Here is a 16622-nt window from a genome sequence, read left to right on the forward strand (position 1 = left end):
TATACACATCTAGATGTGTATAAGAGACAGGCTCAAACACCTCCTGCGAAAAGCTGGTGAGCGATCACGCGAAGGTCTGTGGAACCTGTCTCTTATACACATCTGATGTGTATAAGAGACAGGCCGTATGATCACAAACTGCTCTAGGCCGCGACTTCCTCCAGGACTGCGTCGGTGATCGTGCTGATCAGATCGGGCGAGGCCTCAATGCCATACAGGTCGCGCAGATGCCCGGTGATCTCACGGGTACTCATGCCGCGCGCGTACATAGAGATGATCTTGTCATCAAAACCGGGGAAACGGCGCTGATATTTTGCGATAAGCTGCGGATCAAAACTGCCGGCCGGATCACGCGGTGCCTCGATCTCGATCCGTCCCCCCTCGGTCGTCACCGTCTTGCGACCATAGCCGTTCCGGCTGTTGGCCCCTTGCTCCTCCTGGCCAAGATGGTGATCCATCTCCGCGTTGAGGGCCCGTTCGGCAAATGCCTTCTTCAATGTATCGAGCAGGCCGCCCTGGCTGAGCGCCGCCGCCGCGTCAGTGCCGGCAAGCAGTTGGTCGAGAATGTCGTTCGGTATCGAAGGTTCTTTGCGTCGTGACATACTGGGTCTCCTTGTTCCCCATTATGCCTCGCCGTACACGAAATTCCTGACAGTCCCCCGCGATTTCATAGCTCTACCCCCACCCACGCACAGGTCTCCTAACTCGGGCGCTATTGAGCAATCGCTCTTCTACAGCACAGTCTGGCGGCGGCGTCGCTCCAATGGCCGAACATCCGCTCCACCTTCATCACGCGCCCAAGCCAATCATCGACAACTGCCTGCCATAGTCCGGCTCGCTGCGATGGCAGGACCGGCGATAGCTGAAAAAGCGGTCCGGCTGGCTGTACGTATCCTCATCCAGCAGATCGATCCGTCCGACCCCGGCCGCCGCCAGCCGGGACGCGACATAGGCGGCAATGTCGAACTGCACATGCCCCAGCCGTCCCGCCGTGAAGAAGCGCGCATTATCGGCATCGTCCCGCTCGAACCGCTCGGCGAAATCCAGCGTCACCTCATAGGAGGAGCGCCCGATGCAGGGACCGATCGCACAGCCGATCCGTTCCCGCTGCGCCCCCAGCGCCGTCATTGCCGCAATCGTCGCATCGGTCACCCCGCCAAGCGCGCCCTTCCATCCGGCATGCGCCGCGCCGACCACGCCCGCCGCCCGGTCGGCAAACAGGACAGGCACGCAGTCCGCAGTCAATATGCCCAGCAACAGGCCCGGTCGATCCGTCACCATTCCGTCGGCGGCGGGGCGCTCCGTATCCGGCACCGCCGCGCCGACCATCACGACATCGGGCGAATGCACCTGATGCACCGTCACCAGCGGCGCGCCGGGCATCACCGCGTCACGCGCCAGTTCGCGGTTGCGCAGCACTGCCGCGCGATCATCCTGCGACCCCAGGCCGACATTCAGCCCGGCATGAACACCCTCCGACACCCCGCCGCGCCGCCCGGCGAAACCATGGGGCACGTCATGCAGGCCGGGGGCTGTCAGCAGGTCGATCATCATCACTCCTCATCATTCGACCGTGGATGGTCATGTCTTGATTGCGCAACATACTTGCGCGCGCGTGATTAGGCGATAGTCTCCGATCCCATAGCAAAAGGGGGCGGGTGATCCGGCCGCCGGGGCAAGACATCGCAAGATAAAAGGGTTTCCATTCATGATATTCGGGCGCGTAAAATCTCTCGACGCCATATTGGCGACGGCAGAGAAGAAATCGCTGCATCGTTCGCTGGGCGCATTCCAGCTCACCATGCTCGGCATCGGGGCCGTTATCGGCACCGGCATTTTCGTGCTGACGGCCGAAGCCGCGCAAAAGGCCGGGCCGGGCATGATGATCGCCTTCGTCATCGCCGGCTTCGTCTGCGCCGTGGCGGCGCTCTGCTATGCAGAAATGGCGGCGATGGTGCCCGTGTCCGGTTCCGCCTATACCTATAGCTATGCCGTGATGGGCGAATTGATCGCCTGGATGGTCGGCTGGGCGCTGATCCTGGAATATGCGGTCGCGGCGGGCGCGGTGTCGGTCGGCTGGTCCGGCTATGTCGTGGGATTGATCGAACATACATTTCATATGGACATTCCCGATCTGCTGACGCGGGGACCGTTCGATGGCGGCGTGGTCAACCTGCCCGCGATGCTGATCGCCGGTCTGGTCACCTGGCTGCTGGTCATCGGCACCAAGGAAAGCGCGTCGGTCAACGCCGTGCTGGTGCTGATCAAGGTCGCGGCGCTCACGCTGTTCATCGTGCTGGCGCTGCCGGTCATGAACATGGACAAGTTCACCCCCTTCGCCCCGCTCGGCTTTTCGGGCATTTCCGCTGCCGCCGCCTCGATCTTTTTCGCCTATGTGGGCTTCGACGCCGTGTCCACGGCTGCTGAAGAAACCAAGAACCCCCAGCGCAACATGCCGATCGGCCTGATCGGTTCGCTCGGCATCTGCACCATCTTCTACATGCTGGTTGCCGCAGGCGTCATCGGCACCGTGGGTGCGCAGCCGGTGACCGAAGGCGGCATCCCGATCGCGCAGGGCGGCATTGCCCTGGCACCCGGATCGACCGCGCTGTCGCAACAATGCGCTGCGCTGGCTGCTGCCGGTACCGAAGCCGTCACCTGCTCGAAGGAAGCGCTGGCCTGGACCCTGCGTGAAATCGGCTGGCCCCAGATCGGCAATCTGCTCGGCCTGGCCGCTGGTCTCGCCCTGCCTTCGGTCATCCTGATGATGATGTTCGGCCAGACCCGCATCTTCTTCGTCATGAGCCGCGACGGCCTGCTGCCGGCGATGTTCTCCAAAGTCCATCCGACCTACAAGACGCCCTATGTCATCACCATCCTGACCGGCATCTTCGTCGCGCTGTTCGCCGCCTTCTTCCCCGTCGGCATCCTGGCGGACATCTCCAACTCCGGCACCCTGTTCGCCTTTGCCGCCGTGTCGATCGCGGTGCTGGTGCTGCGTCGTACCGACCCGGCACGCAGGCGGCCCTTCCGCACCCCGGCGATCATGATCACCGCGCCGATCGCGATTCTGGGCTGCATGTATCTGTTCTGGAGCCTGGGCGTCGAAACCAAGCTGATGTTCGTGGGCTGGGCGGCAGTCGGCCTGATCGTCTATTTCGCCTATAGCCGCAACCGCAGCCATGTGGGGCGCGGGATCAGCGACGTGCCGGAACTGGATGCGGGCATCCCGCCCCAGCCGGTGCCGCCGCTGCCCGGCGCGCATACGCCGGGCGGAAAGGACGCCTGATCAAGCAAGACGCCTGATCGAACATCGAACGGGGCGGGTAACACCGCCCCGTTTGTCGTTCAGTGGACCGTTTCAAACTCTACGTCGCGCAGCCCGCTATTGTTGGGCCGGGTGAACAGCCTGCCCCGCTCCGCCCAGATCACGATCAGGAAGCTTAAGGAGCCGAACACCAGCAGCCCCATGGCCAGCGGCAAGGTGGTGCCATTGAACGCGCGGCCCACGATGCTGCCCAGCGTCGCGGACAGGGCGGTGGTCAGGAACGCCTGAAAGGAGGAAGCGACGCCCGCACCTTTCGAAAATGGCTCCATCGAGATCGCGCTGAAATTGGACGCGGTGAAGGCGACGGTCAGCATCGTTATCCCCTGCAGCAGCATGAAGGTGACGATCGTCTCCCGCCCCGACAGGATGACGCTCACATGGACGATGGCGATCAGGATGAAGGCGATCAGCGCCGCCTGGCTTAGCCGCCGCGCGCCAAAGCGTGATACCAGCCGGCTGTTGACCAGGCTGCCGACCCCCATGCCGGCCGCCATCAGGGCGAAGGCGATCGGGAAAATTTCTTCCGCCTTGAACACGTCGAAGAATATCTGCTGCACCGACAGGATGAAGCCGATCAATCCGCCCATCACCACGCCGCTGGCCAGCATATGGCCGATCGAACTGCGCGTGCGCATGATCGTCCCGACCGTGTGCAACAGCCCGCCGACCGTGATTCGCATCCGGTTTTCCGGTCGCAATGTTTCGGGCATCCGCGCCATCAGCCATAGCAGGATCAGGCTCGCCATTATCGCCAGCGCCCAGAAGATCCAGCGCCACGGCGCGATCCACAGGATCGCCTGGCCGAAACTGGGGGCCATCACCGGGATCAGCATGAACACCGCAAAGATCAGCGACATGACCCGCGCCATCGCATCGCCCCGGAAACGGTCGCGCACGATTCCCACGGTGATGACGCGGCTCGCTCCGGCGAAAAAGCCGGCGCAGGCGCGGCCGATCAGCATGACCGGGAAGCTTTGCGCCGCTGCGCAGGCCATGGACGAGAGGATGAACAACAGCATCGCCCAGCCCAGCACCTTCTTGCGGCCATAACGGTCGGACAGGACGCCAAACAGCAGCGACCCGATGCCCAGCCCCAGAAAATAGACGCTGATGATCAACTGCCGGTCATTGGGCTGCGCGATCGCCAGATCGCGGCCGATGGCGGGCAGGGCAGGCAGCATGGGGTCGATCGACAGGGCGTTCATCGCCATGAGACAGGCGCATAGCAGCACGAATTCGCGAAACTGGATGTCCTTGCCTGCTGGCGGGGAAGGGGGATTTTGGGCCATGGGTCCGGCTATGGGGACTAAGATGCGCCGATGCCAGTCCTAAAATGCTACTATTCGCTGCTCCGCGCGGCACCCATTAACCTTGCCCGCCCCCGCAATCGCGCGAGTCCGGCCCTACAAACGGTCAAAGCCGTTAACCATTTTTTAGCGGCTGCCGGTCCAACCTGCTCTTCGTGGAAAAAGAACAAGGGTTGTCGACCATTGGGTTAGCGTTGGAAAAGGGAACAGGGTCATGGGCAATAGTATCAAGAGTGCGCAGTTTCTAATCGAGAGCCGCATGGCGCGGGCGGCCAGCGGATCGGCAGAGGCCTGTTTCGATCTGGGCGTCGCCTATAGCTGCGGCACCGGCGACATGCCGATCGACCTGATCGAAGCGCATAAATGGTTCAACCTGGCGGCCCTTGGCGGCAGCGAAGAAGGCCAGGCGATGCGGGCCGAAATTGCCGAGGAAATGACCGCCCGCGAAATCGCCGAGGCCCAGCGTCAGGCCCGCGCATGGATCGCCCTGACGCAGGCGCGCGCCGCCTAATCAGCCTTTCTGAACGGCGTCCGCCCGGCCAGCCATAGCCGGTCCTGCTGTACGCCTGCCCGCTCGGCGGTCAGGAAATCGGCCACTGCGCGCCGAAACCCGGCATCGGGAATATAATGCGCGGAAAAGGTCGGTTCCGGGGCATAGCCGCGCGCCAGCTTGTGCCCGCCCTGCGCGCCCGCTTCGACGCGAGCAAGGCCGCGCGCGATCGCGACGTCGATCGCCTGATAATAGCATAGCTCGAAATGGAGGTTCGGCACCTCCTCGTTACAGCCCCAATAGCGGCCGTATAGCGTATCCGCGCCGATCAGGTTGAGCGCCCCTGCCACCGCCCGTCCGTCGCGCAGCGCCAGCATCAACAGCACCCGGTCGGCCATCGTCTCGCCCAATAGCGAGAAGAAGGATCGCGTCAGATAGGGCGTTCCCCATTTGCGCGCGCCGGTATCCTGATAGAAATCCCAGAATATATCCCAATGCGCCTCGGTCAGATCCGGCCCGGTCAGGTGGACGATGTCCAGCCCTTCGACCGCCCGTGCGCGTTCCTTGCGGATATTCTTGCGCTTCGCGCTCGACAGGTCGGCCAGGAAATCATCGAAACTGCCATAACCGCGATTGGACCAGTGAAACTGGCTGTCCTCACGAATCAGCCAGCCCGCCGCCTCGAAATCAGCGACCTGGTCCGGCGCCACGAAGGTCGCATGGGCGGACGACAGGTGGTTGCGCGCCACCAGCGTCTCGATCCCCGCGATCAACGCCGGGGCAAGGCTGCGGTCGCGTAGCAGCAGCCGGGGACCGGGCACGGGAGAAAAAGGCGCGGCGATCTGGATCTTGGGATAATAGCGCCCGCCCGCCCGTTCCCAGGCATCGGCCCAGCCATGGTCGAACACATATTCGCCCTGGCTGTGGCTCTTGGCATAGAGCGGCGCGGCGGCGGCGATGCGCCCGTCCGCCCCGTCGATCATCAGCGGCAGGGGTTGCCAGCCGGTTCCTTCGCCCACGCTGCCCGACCGCTCCAGCGCGCTCAGGAAATCCCAGCTGACGAACGGGTTGTCGGCCCCTGCGCAGGCATCCCACTGCGCACGCGGCAGCTCCGCCACGCCTGCCGCGATACGCGCCACCACATCAGTCATCGGCGTGCCTTCACGCGATCGGGTCTGGCTGCTTCATTCACAGCCGGGGACATTGTGTCGCCCCGGCTGTTGCGCAAGGTCCGTCGCGTCAGTCAGCGGCGCGGACGAGCACGACGGCGTCGATTTCCACGACCGCGCCCAGCGGCAGCACCGGCACGCCCACGGCGCTGCGGGTGTGCTTGCCTGCCTCACCAAACACTTCGACCATCAGTTCGGACGCACCATTGGCGACCTTGGGCTGGTCCGTGAAGGATGGCGCGCTGGCGATGAATGCGCCCAGCTTCACCACCCGCTCGACCCGGTCGAGGCTGCCGAGCGCCGCCTTCATCTGCGCGATCAGGTTGAGGCCGCAGATGCGCGCGGCGGCGACGCCATAATCCAGTTCCCTGTCCTCGCCCAGACGTCCGGTCATCAGACCGTCGGGGGCCAGCGAAATCTGCCCGGAAATATGCAGCAGGCCGTTGGCCTCCACGCTCGACACATAGGCGGCGACCGGGGCGGCGGCCTGAGGCAGGGTGATGCCGAGTTCGGCAAGGCGGGCGTCGATGCTCATGATAAGGCTCCGTCAGTGTAGGATGTTTCGATTGGTGCCGGTCCGGTGGCCAGCTTTTCCATGATCCAGCGTTCAGCCGCTGCCCAATTGTCGATCCGCGCATGGGCGTGCGGCGCGGCAGGCACGGTTATGGCGATCTCCGGCTCGCCGACCATGTGCAGCCGCCACACGCCGGGCGCATGGCGCGCGACGGACGTGTGATGTTCGGCCAGATCGTCGATGAACAGCGCGACGCTGGCATCATGCGCGGCGACGATCGCGGCCAGCGGTTCGCCCTTCGGCCCGTGATTCCACTGGACCGGGAAGTCGAGGCCAAATGCCGCCAGCTGCTCGACGCGCAACTGGTGATGGCGCTCGCCGATATTGGTCAGCACGACGATGTCGGCGACCTGCGCCAGCCGCCCCAGCGCGGCGACCGCGCCCGCGATCGGCGTCTGCCGGTGCATTTCGGTATCGAAGAACGCGACCAGCAACCCCCATACCAGTTCGCGCTCGACGACCTGCCCGCTATCCTTGTGCCGCAGCGCCTCTGCAAAGCCGCGATCATGCATGTCGAAATGCACATTATGCGTTTCGTCCAGCCAGTCGCGGAACGGCACGACCATGTGCAGCAGCACCTCGTCGCAATCGGTGATGATCAGCGGGCGGTTCATCGGCTCAGTCTCTCCTGCGCGGCGATCAAGATGTCGGGCGATGTGTCGATCGCCTCGGCACAGGCGATCAGGTCCGGCTCATGATCCGCCAGAAAGGCCAGCACCGCGCCCAATATCGCCGGATTGTCGATCCCCGCGCGCAGGGTGTCGCTGTCCAGGCCGGTCAGCGCCAGCAGCCGGTCGGCCCGCTGCCCGTCGGCCAGGATCCAGCCCAGCGCCATCAGCGCCAGCGTCGCGGGGTCTGCGCCGCTATCTCGCTTGCCATTATGGGTGTCGGGTCGCATGATCGGGTCTCGGCGGGGGTGCGGCCAGGATGTGGCGCGCTTCGGGGCTGCTTGGAAATTATGGGTGACTGGTGGCAAAGCGCGTGCTTGTTGTCGAGGACAACGAACTCAATCTGAAACTTTTTTGCGATTTGCTGCGTGCGCATGGCCATGAAGTGTTGCCGATGCGTGACGGTCGCGACGTGCTGGCGCAGGCGCGCGACTTTCTGCCCGACCTTGTCATCACGGACATTCACCTGCCCCATGTCAGCGGGCTGGACCTCATCATTTCCCTGAAGGCCGACGATCGGCTGTCCAGCGTGCCGATCATGGCGGTCACCGCCTATGCCGGGAAAGGGGACGAGGAACGGATTCGCGCCGCCGGGGCGCAGGCCTATGTTTCCAAGCCCATTTCGGTGCTGCGCTTTGTCGAACAGGTGAACAGCCTGCTGTAACAAGCCTGTCATGTCGCTTTCATCACCCTGACCCGGTGCCGCCGTCCGCCTGTCATCCCTGACTGGCACTGCCCGACGGCCACAGGGGCGCGGCGCTCTGCCGACGGCCCGGAACCGCAATAAGGGTAATCATCATGTCCCATCTGACCGACGAAGCGCGCGCGCCCTATCGCGATGCGCAGCCGACCATTTCCATGGGCGACAACAGCCTGGAAGCCATCGTCGCGGCCAATCCGGCGCGCCGCACGATTCTGAAGAACGGCCTGCTGGGCCTGTCGATCCTGCCGATGCTGGGCACGCTGGCCGCTTGCGACGATGATGATGACGGCGCGCCCACCCCCACGCCCACCCCCACGCCGACCCCGACGCCGACCGACAGCTACACCGTCAGCTTCGCCCCCGTCGCCGCCAATATGAACGACACCGTCACCGTGCCGACCGGCTACACCGTCGACGTGCTGCTGAAGGCGGGCGATTCGGTGGAAACCGGCACCCCCTATTCGGGCAGCTTCCCCACCCCGGCCGACGCTGAAAAATGGGCGGGCGGCAACCATGACGGCATGGAATATTTCGATCTGTCGGGCGTGGACGCCAATAATGGCGGCCTGCTGGCGCTCAACTTCGAATATCCCGACTTCAACATCCTGATGTCCGGTTCCTACGATCCGGCCACCGCCACCGCCGACCAGAAGAAGATCGCCCTGTCGGCCGTGGGCATCGGCGTGGTCGAAATCGCCAAGGGCAGCGACGGCAAATGGGCGGTCAAGGCGGGTTCGCGCTTCAACAAGCGCTATACCGGCAACAGCCTCTATCGCGCCGGTGGTCCGGCTGCGGGCCTGCTGTCGGCGTCGATCAAGGGCATGCTCAACAATTGCTCGTCGGGCCGCACCCCCTGGGGCACCTACCTCACCTGCGAGGAAACGACCGACAATTATCTCGATCCGGTCCAGCCTGAAAATGACTATGGCTGGGTGGTCGAAATCGACCCCTATCAGGAACTGGCCGCCCCGACCAAGCGCACCGCCATGGGCCGCTTCAGCCATGAAAATGTCGCCTATATGGCCAATGCCGACCGCCGCGTCGCATTCTACATGGGTGACGATTCGACGCCTGGCTGCATCTATAAATTCATCCCCGACCGCGCTTTCTCCACCGCGAACCGGGCGGCCAATATCGACCTGCTCGACTATGGTACGCTCTATGTCGCCCGCTTCAACGGCGATGGCACGGGCGAATGGCGCGCGCTGGTGCAGGGCCAGAACGGCCTGATCGCCGGTGCGTCCGATCCTGGCAATGTCAGCCAGTCCACCACGCCGCCCGCCCCCGCGACGGTCAATTTCGCCAATCAGGCCGACGTGCTGATCAACTGCCAGTCGGCGGCGCGCGTTGCGGGCGGGACCATCATGGACCGTCCCGAATGGATCACGGTCGCGCCCGACAACAGCGCCGTGTTCGTGACGCTCACCAACAATAGCGGCCGCCGCGTCACCGATCCGGCCAACCCGCGCGTCACCAACCGTCACGGCCACATCATCAAGTTCAAGGAAGAGGGCAATTCGCCGCTCGCCACCAAGTTCAGCTGGGAAATCTTCCTGTTGGCGGGCGATCCGGCGCTGGCGTCGGGCGGCGCCAATCTGGTCGGCGACATCAAGGGCGACACTTTCTCCAGCCCCGATGGCATCCGTATCGACCCCAAGGGTCGCCTGTGGGTCCAGACCGACCATAGCATTCCGGGCACGTCCGGCGTGACCGGCAAGTCGATCGAGGATATTTTCGGCCAGAACGCCATGTTCTACATCGACCAGACGACCAAGGAGTCCAAGCGCTTCCTGGTCGGCCCGAAGGGGTGCGAGATTACCGGCCTTGCCTATACGCCGGACCTCAAGACCTTCTTCGTCAACATCCAGCATCCCACCGGCAACTGGCCCGTATCCGGCCAGCAGCCGCGCTCCTCGACGATCGTGGTTCGCCGCACGGACAGCCAGCCGGTCGGTAACTGATCGCTGATCCTGTTCCACCGGCATTCCGGCTTTTGCCGGAATGACGGTGGATAATCCCGGCAAACAGCAAAAGGCCCGTTCCAGTGGTGGAACGGGCCTTTTACAATTCCGGCATAACGCCTGGAACCCTGGATCCCGGCGCAAGGCCGGGATGACGACCGGCGGCTAACGCCGCCTTGCCGTCACTTGATCTTGGCTTCCTTGAACTCGACATGCTTGCGCACGACCGGGTCATACTTCTTGAAGCTGAACTTTTCGGTCTGGGTGCGCGGATTCTTCTTGGTGACGTAGAAGAAGCCGGTGTCAGCGGTGCTGACGAGGCGAATCTTGACAGTTGCTGGCTTGGCCATGGCCTTGTGTCCCCGGTCGTGAACTATAAAAAAAGTAAGAGCGGCCCGCCAAATGTCAGGACCGCCCCGTTTCAGCGGTGGCCCATGGGGCAGATTCGCCGCGCTGTCAAGGTTGGCACGCCGGTTTTGGCCGGTTTACCCGGTCTTAACCAGACAGGCGCATCATGCCCATGGGGACGACAGGACAGGGAAGGGGCTTTCCCATGCGACATGATCCGATGCTGGCGATATTGGCCGACCTGATGCGCCGGGTCGACGGGCTGGCGGGCCAGCGCGGTCATCTGTCGGTCGTCCGGCTGCACGATGAAGTCGACCAGATTCGCCACATCGCCCGCGCCTTCCACCTCGATGTGGTCGAAGGACTGGCCGGGACGCTCGAATCGGCGCTCTCGCTTCATGGCCTTGGTCCGGTGGTCCTGTCCTATCTCGATCTGATGCGCGACGCGATCAGCAGCGACATGCGCGCGGCCGACATCGTGCCGATCATCGCGCAGCGCTCGCCCGCCCCCATCGTCACCCTGCGCGCCTGAACCAGCGCCGCCGATGGATGCCCTGCTGCTTGCCCTGCTCGGCTGTCTGCTTGGCGAAATCGGCGACAAGAGCCAGTTGTTCGTCCTTGCGCTCGCAACCCGCTTTCAGCGCAATGGCGCAGTGATCGCGGGCATCATCGTCGCCGCCATCGCCAATGCGGCGCTGTCCGCCACCGCCGGGGCCTGGATCGGCCCGATGCTGGGTTCGGACCCGCGCCTGCTCTTCCTCTCGCTTTCCGTCCTGTTTCTGGGGATCGGCCTGTTATGGCCGGTCACATCGCCCGATCCGCTGGCCAGCTGGCCGACCGGCGCATTCGTCACCACGATGCTGGGCCTGTTCATCCTGGGCTTTGGCGATGGCCCGCAATTTCTGATTCTGGGGATCACCACCCATAGCGGCAATCCGGTGCTGGCGGCGATGGGCGGCGCGATCGGCGTGATCGCGGCGTCCGTGCCCGTCGTGCTGCTGCGGGACCGAATTTTCGCCGTCCTGCCCATCCGCGCGATCCGGCTGGGCGGCGCCGCGCTGCTACTGCTGGTGGGCGCGATGCTGGCGCTGTCGGCACTGGCGCTGGTCTGATCGCTTTCTTCCATCAGGCTGATCGCGTTTTTCCGTGGCACCATATCGGCCTTTAATCATTATATGTCCGAAACCAATTCGCACTGCCCAGGAGGACATATGACCGCCGCCGATCTCAAGACCCCCACCGACCTTAAGAACAATGCTACCAAGACCGTGGCGCAAGCGCTCAACGGCGTTCTGGCTGACAGCTATGCGCTGTATCTCAAGACCAAGAATTTTCACTGGCACGTTTCCGGCCCGCATTTCCGCGACTATCATCTGATGTTCGATGAACAGGCCGCCGAAATCCTGGCCACCACGGACCTGATTGCCGAGCGCGTGCGCAAGACCGGCAATGTCACCCTGCGCTCGATCGGCGATATTTCGCGTCACCAGAGCCTGACCGACAATGACGCCGAATTTGTCAGCCCCGCCGACATGCTGATGGAATTGCGCAACGACAATCTGGCGCTGGTCGAATCCTTCCGCGCGGTCAAGGCTGCCGCGACCGAAGCGGGCGACAACGCCACCGAAGGCATTGTCGACGACTGGACCGATCAGGCCGAACAGCGCGCCTGGTTCCTGTTCGAAGCGGGTCGGGGCGCCTGATTCCATTCCTCAGCCGTTCGGTTCGCGCCCTCGACAGGCTCGAACCGGACGGAGGAGGGGGTCAGGGTTCCACGGCAACCGCAATATCGACAATCTCCACCGCATCGGGCTTGCCCGCGAAATCGACCGTCTCGCCGACCGTCGCATCCATCATCGCGCGCGCCAGCGGGGCGGAGAAGCTGATCCGCCCTTCCGCCGGATCGGCCTCATCATCGCCGACTAGTACGACCGTCTTGTCCCGTCCATTGATCCGATAGGTCACCCGGCACCCGAACGCCACGGCGTCGCCCGTCGCGACCGGGCGCAGTTCCGCCGTCGCCAGCCGCGTGCGCCAATAGCGCAACAGGCGGCCATGCTTCTTGGCATCCTCCTCGGCCATGCCGCTCAGGTCCACCGCCTCCAGCGCCTCGACCTTCTCCCGCGTCAGCCGCAATCCGCGCGCCGTTACCCAATTGGGTCCCGGCGGGATCGGCAGTTCGAACTTGGGTTCCATATGCTCATCATCGCCCTCGCGACGAAAGGCGACACTCATGACGCTCTCCTAGACATTATTATACGTTCGCCCTGAGCGACGTCGAAGGTGAAGAAACGGACAAGGCTTCGACGGTCGCTCAGCCCGAACGATATTGGGGGTCAATCCTCATCGAACAAGCCGGCCAGCTGCTCCACCGTCGTCCCGCCCAGTTGCTCGACGTCCATGATGGTCACCGCCCGCGTGGAATAGCGGGTCACGTCATGGCCGATGCCGCTCGCGACCAGCTGCACCGGCGAGCGATTCTCGATCCAGTCGATCACCTGTCTCTTATACACATCTCGCCGTCCGAAATCACCATCAATACTGTCTCTTATACACATCTCGCCGTCCGAAATCACCATCAATACTGTCTCTTATACACATCTAGATGTGTATAAGAGACAGGTTGCTCGGCGTCCATGATGGTCACCGCCCGCTTGTAATAGCGGGTCACGTCATGGCCGATGCCGATCGCGACCAGCTGCACCGGCGATCGATTCTCGATCCAGTCGATCACCTGCCGCAAATGGCGTTCCAGATAGGTGCCGCTGTTGACCGACAAAGTGCTGTCATCCACAGGCGCGCCGTCCGAAATCACCATCAATATGCGCCGCTCTTCATTGCGGGCGATCAACCGGCCATGCGCCCAAAGCAGCGCTTCGCCGTCGATATTTTCCTTCAGCAGCCCTTCGCGCATCATCAGGCCCAAATTCTTGCGCGCCCGCCGCCATGGCTCGTCGGCCTTCTTATAGACGATATGGCGCAGGTCGTTGAGCCGCCCCGGCATCGGCGGGCGTCCGGCGGCCAGCCATTCCTCGCGCGCCTGCCCGCCCTTCCACGCCCGCGTGGTAAAGCCCAATATCTCGGTCTTGACCCCGCACCGTTCCAGCGTGCGCGCCATGATGTCGGCGCTGATCGCCGCGATGCTGATCGGCCGTCCGCGCATGGAGCCGCTATTGTCGATCAGCAGCGTCACCACCGTATCGCGAAACTCGGTATCGCGTTCGATCTTGTAGGTCAGCGACCGGGTCGGGTCGATGATGACGCGCGCCAGCCGCGCGGCATCCAGCATCCCTTCATCCTGGTCGAAATCCCAGGATCGCGACTGTTGCGCCATCAACCGCCGTTGCAGCCGGTTGGCCAATTTGGTCACCGCCCCCTGCAAGCTGACGAGTTGCTGGTCGAGGAAACCGCGCAGCCGGATCAGTTCATCCTCGTCGCACAGCTCCTCGGCAGTGACGATCTCGTCATGCTTGAGCGTATAGGCCTTGTAATCGAAGCCGGGCGGCAGGTCGGACGTCGGCCGGTTGGGGCGGACCGGCATCATGCCTTCCTCGCCCATATCGTCCGCGCCCGCTTCGCTGTCGGCGTCGAAATCGTCGCTATATTCGGTTTCGCCGTCCTCGGTATCGCCGCCCTGGTCCTCGGCGCGGGCCTCGGCATTCACATCGCTGTCGCCCGCCTCGTCCTGCCCCGAATCGCCGTCCTCGGATTGATCCTCTTCATCGTCGCCCTCATCCTGGGCTTCGGGCTCTTCGGTATCGGGCGGCACGTCGGCGTCGATCAGCGCGAGATGCTCCAGCATCGCGGTGGTCAGCTTCTGGAAGGCGCGCTGGTCGTCGATCGCCAGCGCCAGCGCGTCCAGGTCAGACCCGGCCTTGTCCTCGATCCATTCCTCCACCAGCGCCACGCCCGCCGCGACGTCCTTGGGGATCGCCTGGCCCGTCAGCCGCTCACGCACCTTGAGCGCCAGCGCGGTGGACAGCGGCACCTCGTCCGCAGACCGCGCCCGGCGGATCGCGTCGGACTTCAACCGCATGTCGAGCGCATGGTTGAGGTTGGCGCGTACCCCCTCCATCTGCCTGGAGCCAATCGACTCGACCCGCGCCTGCTCGACCGCGTCGAACACCGCCCGCGCTACGGCCTCGCCCGGCGCGGAGGCGGCATGGATTTTCGCGCTGTGATGCCGCAATTTCAGCGCATTGGCGTCGGCAAAGCCCCGCGCCAGCGCCACCTGATCGGCGGGTAAAGTGCGCGCAGGCGTCGGCACCTTGATCGCCTTGCCCGCCAGATGCGGCGCGTCGGCGGTAAAGCCCACCTCCACTTCCATGTCGCGCGCCATCGACCGCGCCGTCCCCGACAGCACGTCCTTGAAAGCGTCGAGAGGGGAGCGTTCGGTCATGGCAGATCCTTCAGCGCTGCAAGGCAGGCCGCGCGCAAAACAGGCAGGCTGTCGGTCATCGTGGCGAAAATGATCCTCAAATCCAGCGCATCATAATGGTGCCGCAACATATTTCCCAATCCCCGGACGGCGTCGGCCGGAATGGATGGGGCAATTGCCGTCATCCGGTCCTTGCCGATCTTGATCACCGCTTCGGTGATCCGCTGCAAACAGCGTTCCGACGCGTCGATGGTTTTGCGATCGGCGGCGAAACGCGCATAGTCCATCCCGTCGATATAGACTGCAATCGCATCGCAATTTTCAACGATGTCCAGCAACCGATGCTGTTCCCGACTAGAAGACACGCACCCGATCCTTGTCGATTTCCGCCTGGAAGCGCGCTTTTCGCGCCGGTTCGCTGACCAGATCGACCCGAACGTCCAGCCAGTCTCCCAGCCAGCTCGACATGGCCGCAAAGCGGAACAGGTCCATGCGGGCGGCATCGTCGATGGTCACGGCGACATCCACGTCCGAATCCGACCGCGCATCCCCGCGCGCGGTCGATCCGAACAGCGACAGGCTCACGACGCCCATGGCCCGCAATTCTGCTTCATGGGCTTTCAGGCGGGCAATGGCTGTCTGCTTGTCCATGACACTCCTGCGACTTTTACCCCGCTTTCCCGACCACGCTTTCCGGCAGATCCTTGCCGAACACGCGCTGATAATATTCGGCCACCAGCGCCCGTTCCGCCTCGTCGCACTTGTTGAGGAAGGACAGGCGGAAGGCGAAGCCGACATTTTTGAAGATCAGCGCATTCTGCGCCCAGCTGATCACGGTGCGCGGCGACATGACGGTGGAAATATCGCCGTTGATGAAGCCCTGCCGCGTCAATTCGGCGACCTTGATCATATTTTCGACTTCCTTGCGGCCGCCCTCATGATCATATTCGCCCGACTTGGCCAGCACCACCTGCGCCTCGGTCGCGGCGGGCAGATAGTTGAGCGCCACCACCAGATTCCACCGGTCCATCTGGCCCTGGTTGATCTGCTGCGTGCCATGATACAGGCCCGTCGTATCGCCCAAGCCAACCGTATTGGCGGTCGCGAACAGCCGGAAATAGGGATTGGGGCGGATCACCCGATTCTGGTCGAGCAGCGTCATCTTGCCGTCGGTTTCCAGCACGCGCTGAATGACGAACATCACGTCGGGGCGGCCGGCATCATATTCGTCGAACACCAGCGCGACCGGGCGTTGCAACGACCAGGGGAGCAGGCCTTCCTTGAATTCGGTGACCTGCTGGCCATCCTTCAGAACGATGGCGTCGCGTCCGACCAGATCGATACGGCTGATATGCGCGTCCAGATTGATGCGGATGCACGGCCATTTCAGGCGCGCGGCGACCTGCTCGATATGGCTCGACTTGCCGGTGCCATGATAGCCCTGCACCATGACGCGCCGATTGAACGCAAAGCCCGCCAGGATCGCCAGCGTGGTGTCCGGGTCGAACACATAGGCGGGATCAAGGTCAGGCACCCGCTCGTCGGCTTCGCTGAAGGCGGGGATCTGCATGTCGATGTCGATGCCGAACACATCGCGGGCGTCCACGAACCGGTCGGGGGCATCCATCAGCGTTTCGGCGCGCGTATCGGGCTGAACGTTGGAAATATCAGTCATCGGGTCTTCATCTTCCTGCGA

General features: G+C 63.5%; 21 protein-coding genes and 1 pseudogene. 7 read left to right on the forward strand and 15 right to left on the reverse strand.

The window, feature by feature from the left end:
- Nucleotides 1-9: 9 nt before the first annotated feature.
- The 3 genes and pseudogenes from FE851_RS26610 to pgeF all read right to left on the reverse strand — a co-directional run bounded on the left by FE851_RS26610 (nt 10) and on the right by pgeF (nt 1551).
- Complete coding sequence (locus FE851_RS26610) at nt 10-135, reverse strand: hypothetical protein (RefSeq protein WP_261370816.1); 126 nt, start codon at nt 133-135, stop codon at nt 10-12.
- 17 nt (nt 136-152) lie between these two features.
- A pseudogene (locus FE851_RS00360) lies at nt 153-602 on the reverse strand (transposase); the annotation flags it as partial.
- Nucleotides 603-789: 187 nt separating this feature from the next.
- On the reverse strand, nt 790-1551 hold the full coding sequence (pgeF, locus tag FE851_RS00365) for a peptidoglycan editing factor PgeF (RefSeq protein WP_145203961.1): 762 nt from the start codon (nt 1549-1551) through the stop codon (nt 790-792).
- 157 nt (nt 1552-1708) lie between these two features.
- Here pgeF and FE851_RS00370 point away from each other — a divergent pair, with 157 nt between their 5' ends.
- Nucleotides 1709-3289 carry an amino acid permease gene (locus FE851_RS00370; protein WP_017181197.1) on the forward strand — a complete coding sequence of 527 codons (1581 nt, stop codon included), beginning with the start codon at nt 1709-1711 and terminating at the stop codon, nt 3287-3289.
- A 59-nt stretch (nt 3290-3348) separates the two neighbouring features.
- On the opposite strand, the gene FE851_RS00375 is transcribed toward FE851_RS00370, so the two are convergent.
- Nucleotides 3349-4617, reverse strand: coding sequence for a multidrug effflux MFS transporter (locus tag FE851_RS00375; RefSeq protein WP_145198927.1), 1269 nt, complete (start codon nt 4615-4617; stop codon nt 3349-3351).
- A 232-nt stretch (nt 4618-4849) separates the two neighbouring features.
- Between FE851_RS00375 and FE851_RS00380 the strand changes: the two genes are divergently transcribed.
- Nucleotides 4850-5146 carry a hypothetical protein gene (locus FE851_RS00380; protein WP_017181195.1) on the forward strand — a complete coding sequence of 99 codons (297 nt, stop codon included), beginning with the start codon at nt 4850-4852 and terminating at the stop codon, nt 5144-5146.
- Here FE851_RS00380 and FE851_RS00385 read toward each other — a convergent pair.
- The 4 genes from FE851_RS00385 to FE851_RS00400 form a co-directional block, all read right to left on the reverse strand.
- Nucleotides 5143-6276, reverse strand: coding sequence for a GNAT family N-acetyltransferase (locus tag FE851_RS00385; protein ID WP_145198931.1), 1134 nt, complete (start codon nt 6274-6276; stop codon nt 5143-5145). The two genes, FE851_RS00380 and FE851_RS00385, sit on opposite strands and share 4 nt — an antisense overlap.
- Before the next feature lie 88 nt (nt 6277-6364).
- The gene (locus FE851_RS00390; protein ID WP_017181193.1) at nt 6365-6829 is read right to left on the reverse strand and encodes a RidA family protein; all 465 of its coding nucleotides are present in this window, start codon (nt 6827-6829) and stop codon (nt 6365-6367) included.
- Entirely contained in the window at nt 6826-7482 is a 657-nt protein-coding gene (locus FE851_RS00395) for an HAD family hydrolase (protein ID WP_145198934.1), read from the reverse strand. The genes FE851_RS00390 and FE851_RS00395 overlap by 4 nt, the downstream gene beginning before the upstream one ends.
- Nucleotides 7479-7766, reverse strand: coding sequence for a DUF3572 domain-containing protein (locus tag FE851_RS00400; RefSeq protein ID WP_019052169.1), 288 nt, complete (start codon nt 7764-7766; stop codon nt 7479-7481). Before FE851_RS00400 ends, FE851_RS00395 begins: the two co-directional genes overlap by 4 nt.
- Nucleotides 7767-7837: 71 nt before the next feature.
- On the opposite strand from FE851_RS00400, the gene FE851_RS00405 reads away from it, so the two are divergent.
- Nucleotides 7838-8200 (forward strand): response regulator, encoded by a 363-nt coding sequence (locus FE851_RS00405; protein WP_017181190.1) that lies wholly within the window; start codon nt 7838-7840, stop codon nt 8198-8200.
- Between the two features lie 134 nt (nt 8201-8334).
- Nucleotides 8335-10200 (forward strand): PhoX family protein, encoded by a 1866-nt coding sequence (locus tag FE851_RS00410; protein WP_145198937.1) that lies wholly within the window; start codon nt 8335-8337, stop codon nt 10198-10200.
- A 182-nt stretch (nt 10201-10382) separates the two neighbouring features.
- Here the strand turns inward: FE851_RS00410 and rpmG are convergent, their stop codons facing one another.
- A complete protein-coding gene (gene rpmG, locus FE851_RS00415) occupies nt 10383-10550 on the reverse strand; it encodes a 50S ribosomal protein L33 (protein ID WP_017181188.1) in 168 nt (55 codons plus the stop codon).
- A gap of 203 nt (nt 10551-10753) precedes the next feature.
- On the opposite strand from rpmG, the gene FE851_RS00420 reads away from it, so the two are divergent.
- The 3 genes from FE851_RS00420 (at nt 10754) to FE851_RS00430 (ending at nt 12251) form a co-directional block, all read left to right on the forward strand.
- Nucleotides 10754-11080: a hypothetical protein gene (locus tag FE851_RS00420; RefSeq protein ID WP_145198940.1), complete on the forward strand. Its 327-nt coding sequence runs from the start codon at nt 10754-10756 to the stop codon at nt 11078-11080.
- 13 nt (nt 11081-11093) lie between these two features.
- A complete protein-coding gene (locus FE851_RS00425) occupies nt 11094-11660 on the forward strand; it encodes a TMEM165/GDT1 family protein (protein ID WP_145198942.1) in 567 nt (188 codons plus the stop codon).
- A 99-nt stretch (nt 11661-11759) separates the two neighbouring features.
- A complete protein-coding gene (locus tag FE851_RS00430) occupies nt 11760-12251 on the forward strand; it encodes a Dps family protein (RefSeq protein ID WP_017181185.1) in 492 nt (163 codons plus the stop codon).
- A gap of 61 nt (nt 12252-12312) precedes the next feature.
- Here the strand turns inward: FE851_RS00430 and FE851_RS00435 are convergent, their stop codons facing one another.
- From FE851_RS00435 to cobS, 6 genes are all read right to left on the reverse strand, one after another.
- Nucleotides 12313-12783 carry a GreA/GreB family elongation factor gene (locus FE851_RS00435; RefSeq protein ID WP_130753931.1) on the reverse strand — a complete coding sequence of 157 codons (471 nt, stop codon included), beginning with the start codon at nt 12781-12783 and terminating at the stop codon, nt 12313-12315.
- 101 nt (nt 12784-12884) lie between these two features.
- A complete protein-coding gene (locus FE851_RS00440) occupies nt 12885-13127 on the reverse strand; it encodes a cobaltochelatase CobT-related protein (RefSeq protein ID WP_409994462.1) in 243 nt (80 codons plus the stop codon).
- Entirely contained in the window at nt 13127-14947 is a 1821-nt protein-coding gene (gene cobT / locus FE851_RS00445) for a cobaltochelatase subunit CobT (protein ID WP_145198945.1), read from the reverse strand. The genes FE851_RS00440 and cobT overlap by 1 nt, the downstream gene beginning before the upstream one ends.
- The gene (locus FE851_RS00450; protein ID WP_261370817.1) at nt 14944-15291 is read right to left on the reverse strand and encodes a DUF86 domain-containing protein; all 348 of its coding nucleotides are present in this window, start codon (nt 15289-15291) and stop codon (nt 14944-14946) included. Before FE851_RS00450 ends, cobT begins: the two co-directional genes overlap by 4 nt.
- Entirely contained in the window at nt 15281-15577 is a 297-nt protein-coding gene (locus FE851_RS00455) for a nucleotidyltransferase family protein (protein WP_145198947.1), read from the reverse strand. Before FE851_RS00455 ends, FE851_RS00450 begins: the two co-directional genes overlap by 11 nt.
- A 16-nt stretch (nt 15578-15593) precedes the next feature.
- Nucleotides 15594-16601, reverse strand: a complete 1008-nt coding sequence (gene cobS, locus FE851_RS00460) for a cobaltochelatase subunit CobS (protein ID WP_107125767.1) — start codon at nt 16599-16601, stop codon at nt 15594-15596.
- Between the last annotated feature and the right edge of the window lie 21 nt (nt 16602-16622).

Origin of the sequence: Sphingobium sp. B2 (assembly GCF_007693735.1) — a bacterium.
In the GTDB taxonomy this organism is placed as follows: domain Bacteria; phylum Pseudomonadota; class Alphaproteobacteria; order Sphingomonadales; family Sphingomonadaceae; genus Sphingobium; species Sphingobium xenophagum.

Excerpts from the sequence above, each read along its gene's own strand:
- pgeF (WP_145203961.1), bottom strand. The coding sequence starts at position 1,551 with ATGATCGACCTGCTGACAGCCCCCGGCCTGCATGACGTGCCCCATGGT.
- FE851_RS00370 (WP_017181197.1), top strand. The coding sequence starts at position 1,709 with ATGATATTCGGGCGCGTAAAATCTCTCGACGCCATATTGGCGACGGCA.
- FE851_RS00375 (WP_145198927.1), bottom strand. The coding sequence starts at position 4,617 with ATGGCCCAAAATCCCCCTTCCCCGCCAGCAGGCAAGGACATCCAGTTT.
- FE851_RS00380 (WP_017181195.1), top strand. The coding sequence starts at position 4,850 with ATGGGCAATAGTATCAAGAGTGCGCAGTTTCTAATCGAGAGCCGCATG.
- FE851_RS00385 (WP_145198931.1), bottom strand. The coding sequence starts at position 6,276 with ATGACTGATGTGGTGGCGCGTATCGCGGCAGGCGTGGCGGAGCTGCCG.
- FE851_RS00390 (WP_017181193.1), bottom strand. The coding sequence starts at position 6,829 with ATGAGCATCGACGCCCGCCTTGCCGAACTCGGCATCACCCTGCCTCAG.
- FE851_RS00395 (WP_145198934.1), bottom strand. The coding sequence starts at position 7,482 with ATGAACCGCCCGCTGATCATCACCGATTGCGACGAGGTGCTGCTGCAC.
- FE851_RS00400 (WP_019052169.1), bottom strand. The coding sequence starts at position 7,766 with ATGCGACCCGACACCCATAATGGCAAGCGAGATAGCGGCGCAGACCCC.
- FE851_RS00410 (WP_145198937.1), top strand. The coding sequence starts at position 8,335 with ATGTCCCATCTGACCGACGAAGCGCGCGCGCCCTATCGCGATGCGCAG.
- rpmG (WP_017181188.1), bottom strand. The coding sequence starts at position 10,550 with ATGGCCAAGCCAGCAACTGTCAAGATTCGCCTCGTCAGCACCGCTGAC.
- FE851_RS00420 (WP_145198940.1), top strand. The coding sequence starts at position 10,754 with ATGCGACATGATCCGATGCTGGCGATATTGGCCGACCTGATGCGCCGG.
- FE851_RS00425 (WP_145198942.1), top strand. The coding sequence starts at position 11,094 with ATGGATGCCCTGCTGCTTGCCCTGCTCGGCTGTCTGCTTGGCGAAATC.
- FE851_RS00430 (WP_017181185.1), top strand. The coding sequence starts at position 11,760 with ATGACCGCCGCCGATCTCAAGACCCCCACCGACCTTAAGAACAATGCT.
- FE851_RS00435 (WP_130753931.1), bottom strand. The coding sequence starts at position 12,783 with ATGAGTGTCGCCTTTCGTCGCGAGGGCGATGATGAGCATATGGAACCC.
- FE851_RS00440 (WP_409994462.1), bottom strand. The coding sequence starts at position 13,127 with ATGGTGATTTCGGACGGCGAGATGTGTATAAGAGACAGTATTGATGGT.
- cobT (WP_145198945.1), bottom strand. The coding sequence starts at position 14,947 with ATGACCGAACGCTCCCCTCTCGACGCTTTCAAGGACGTGCTGTCGGGG.
- FE851_RS00455 (WP_145198947.1), bottom strand. The coding sequence starts at position 15,577 with ATGGACAAGCAGACAGCCATTGCCCGCCTGAAAGCCCATGAAGCAGAA.
- cobS (WP_107125767.1), bottom strand. The coding sequence starts at position 16,601 with ATGACTGATATTTCCAACGTTCAGCCCGATACGCGCGCCGAAACGCTG.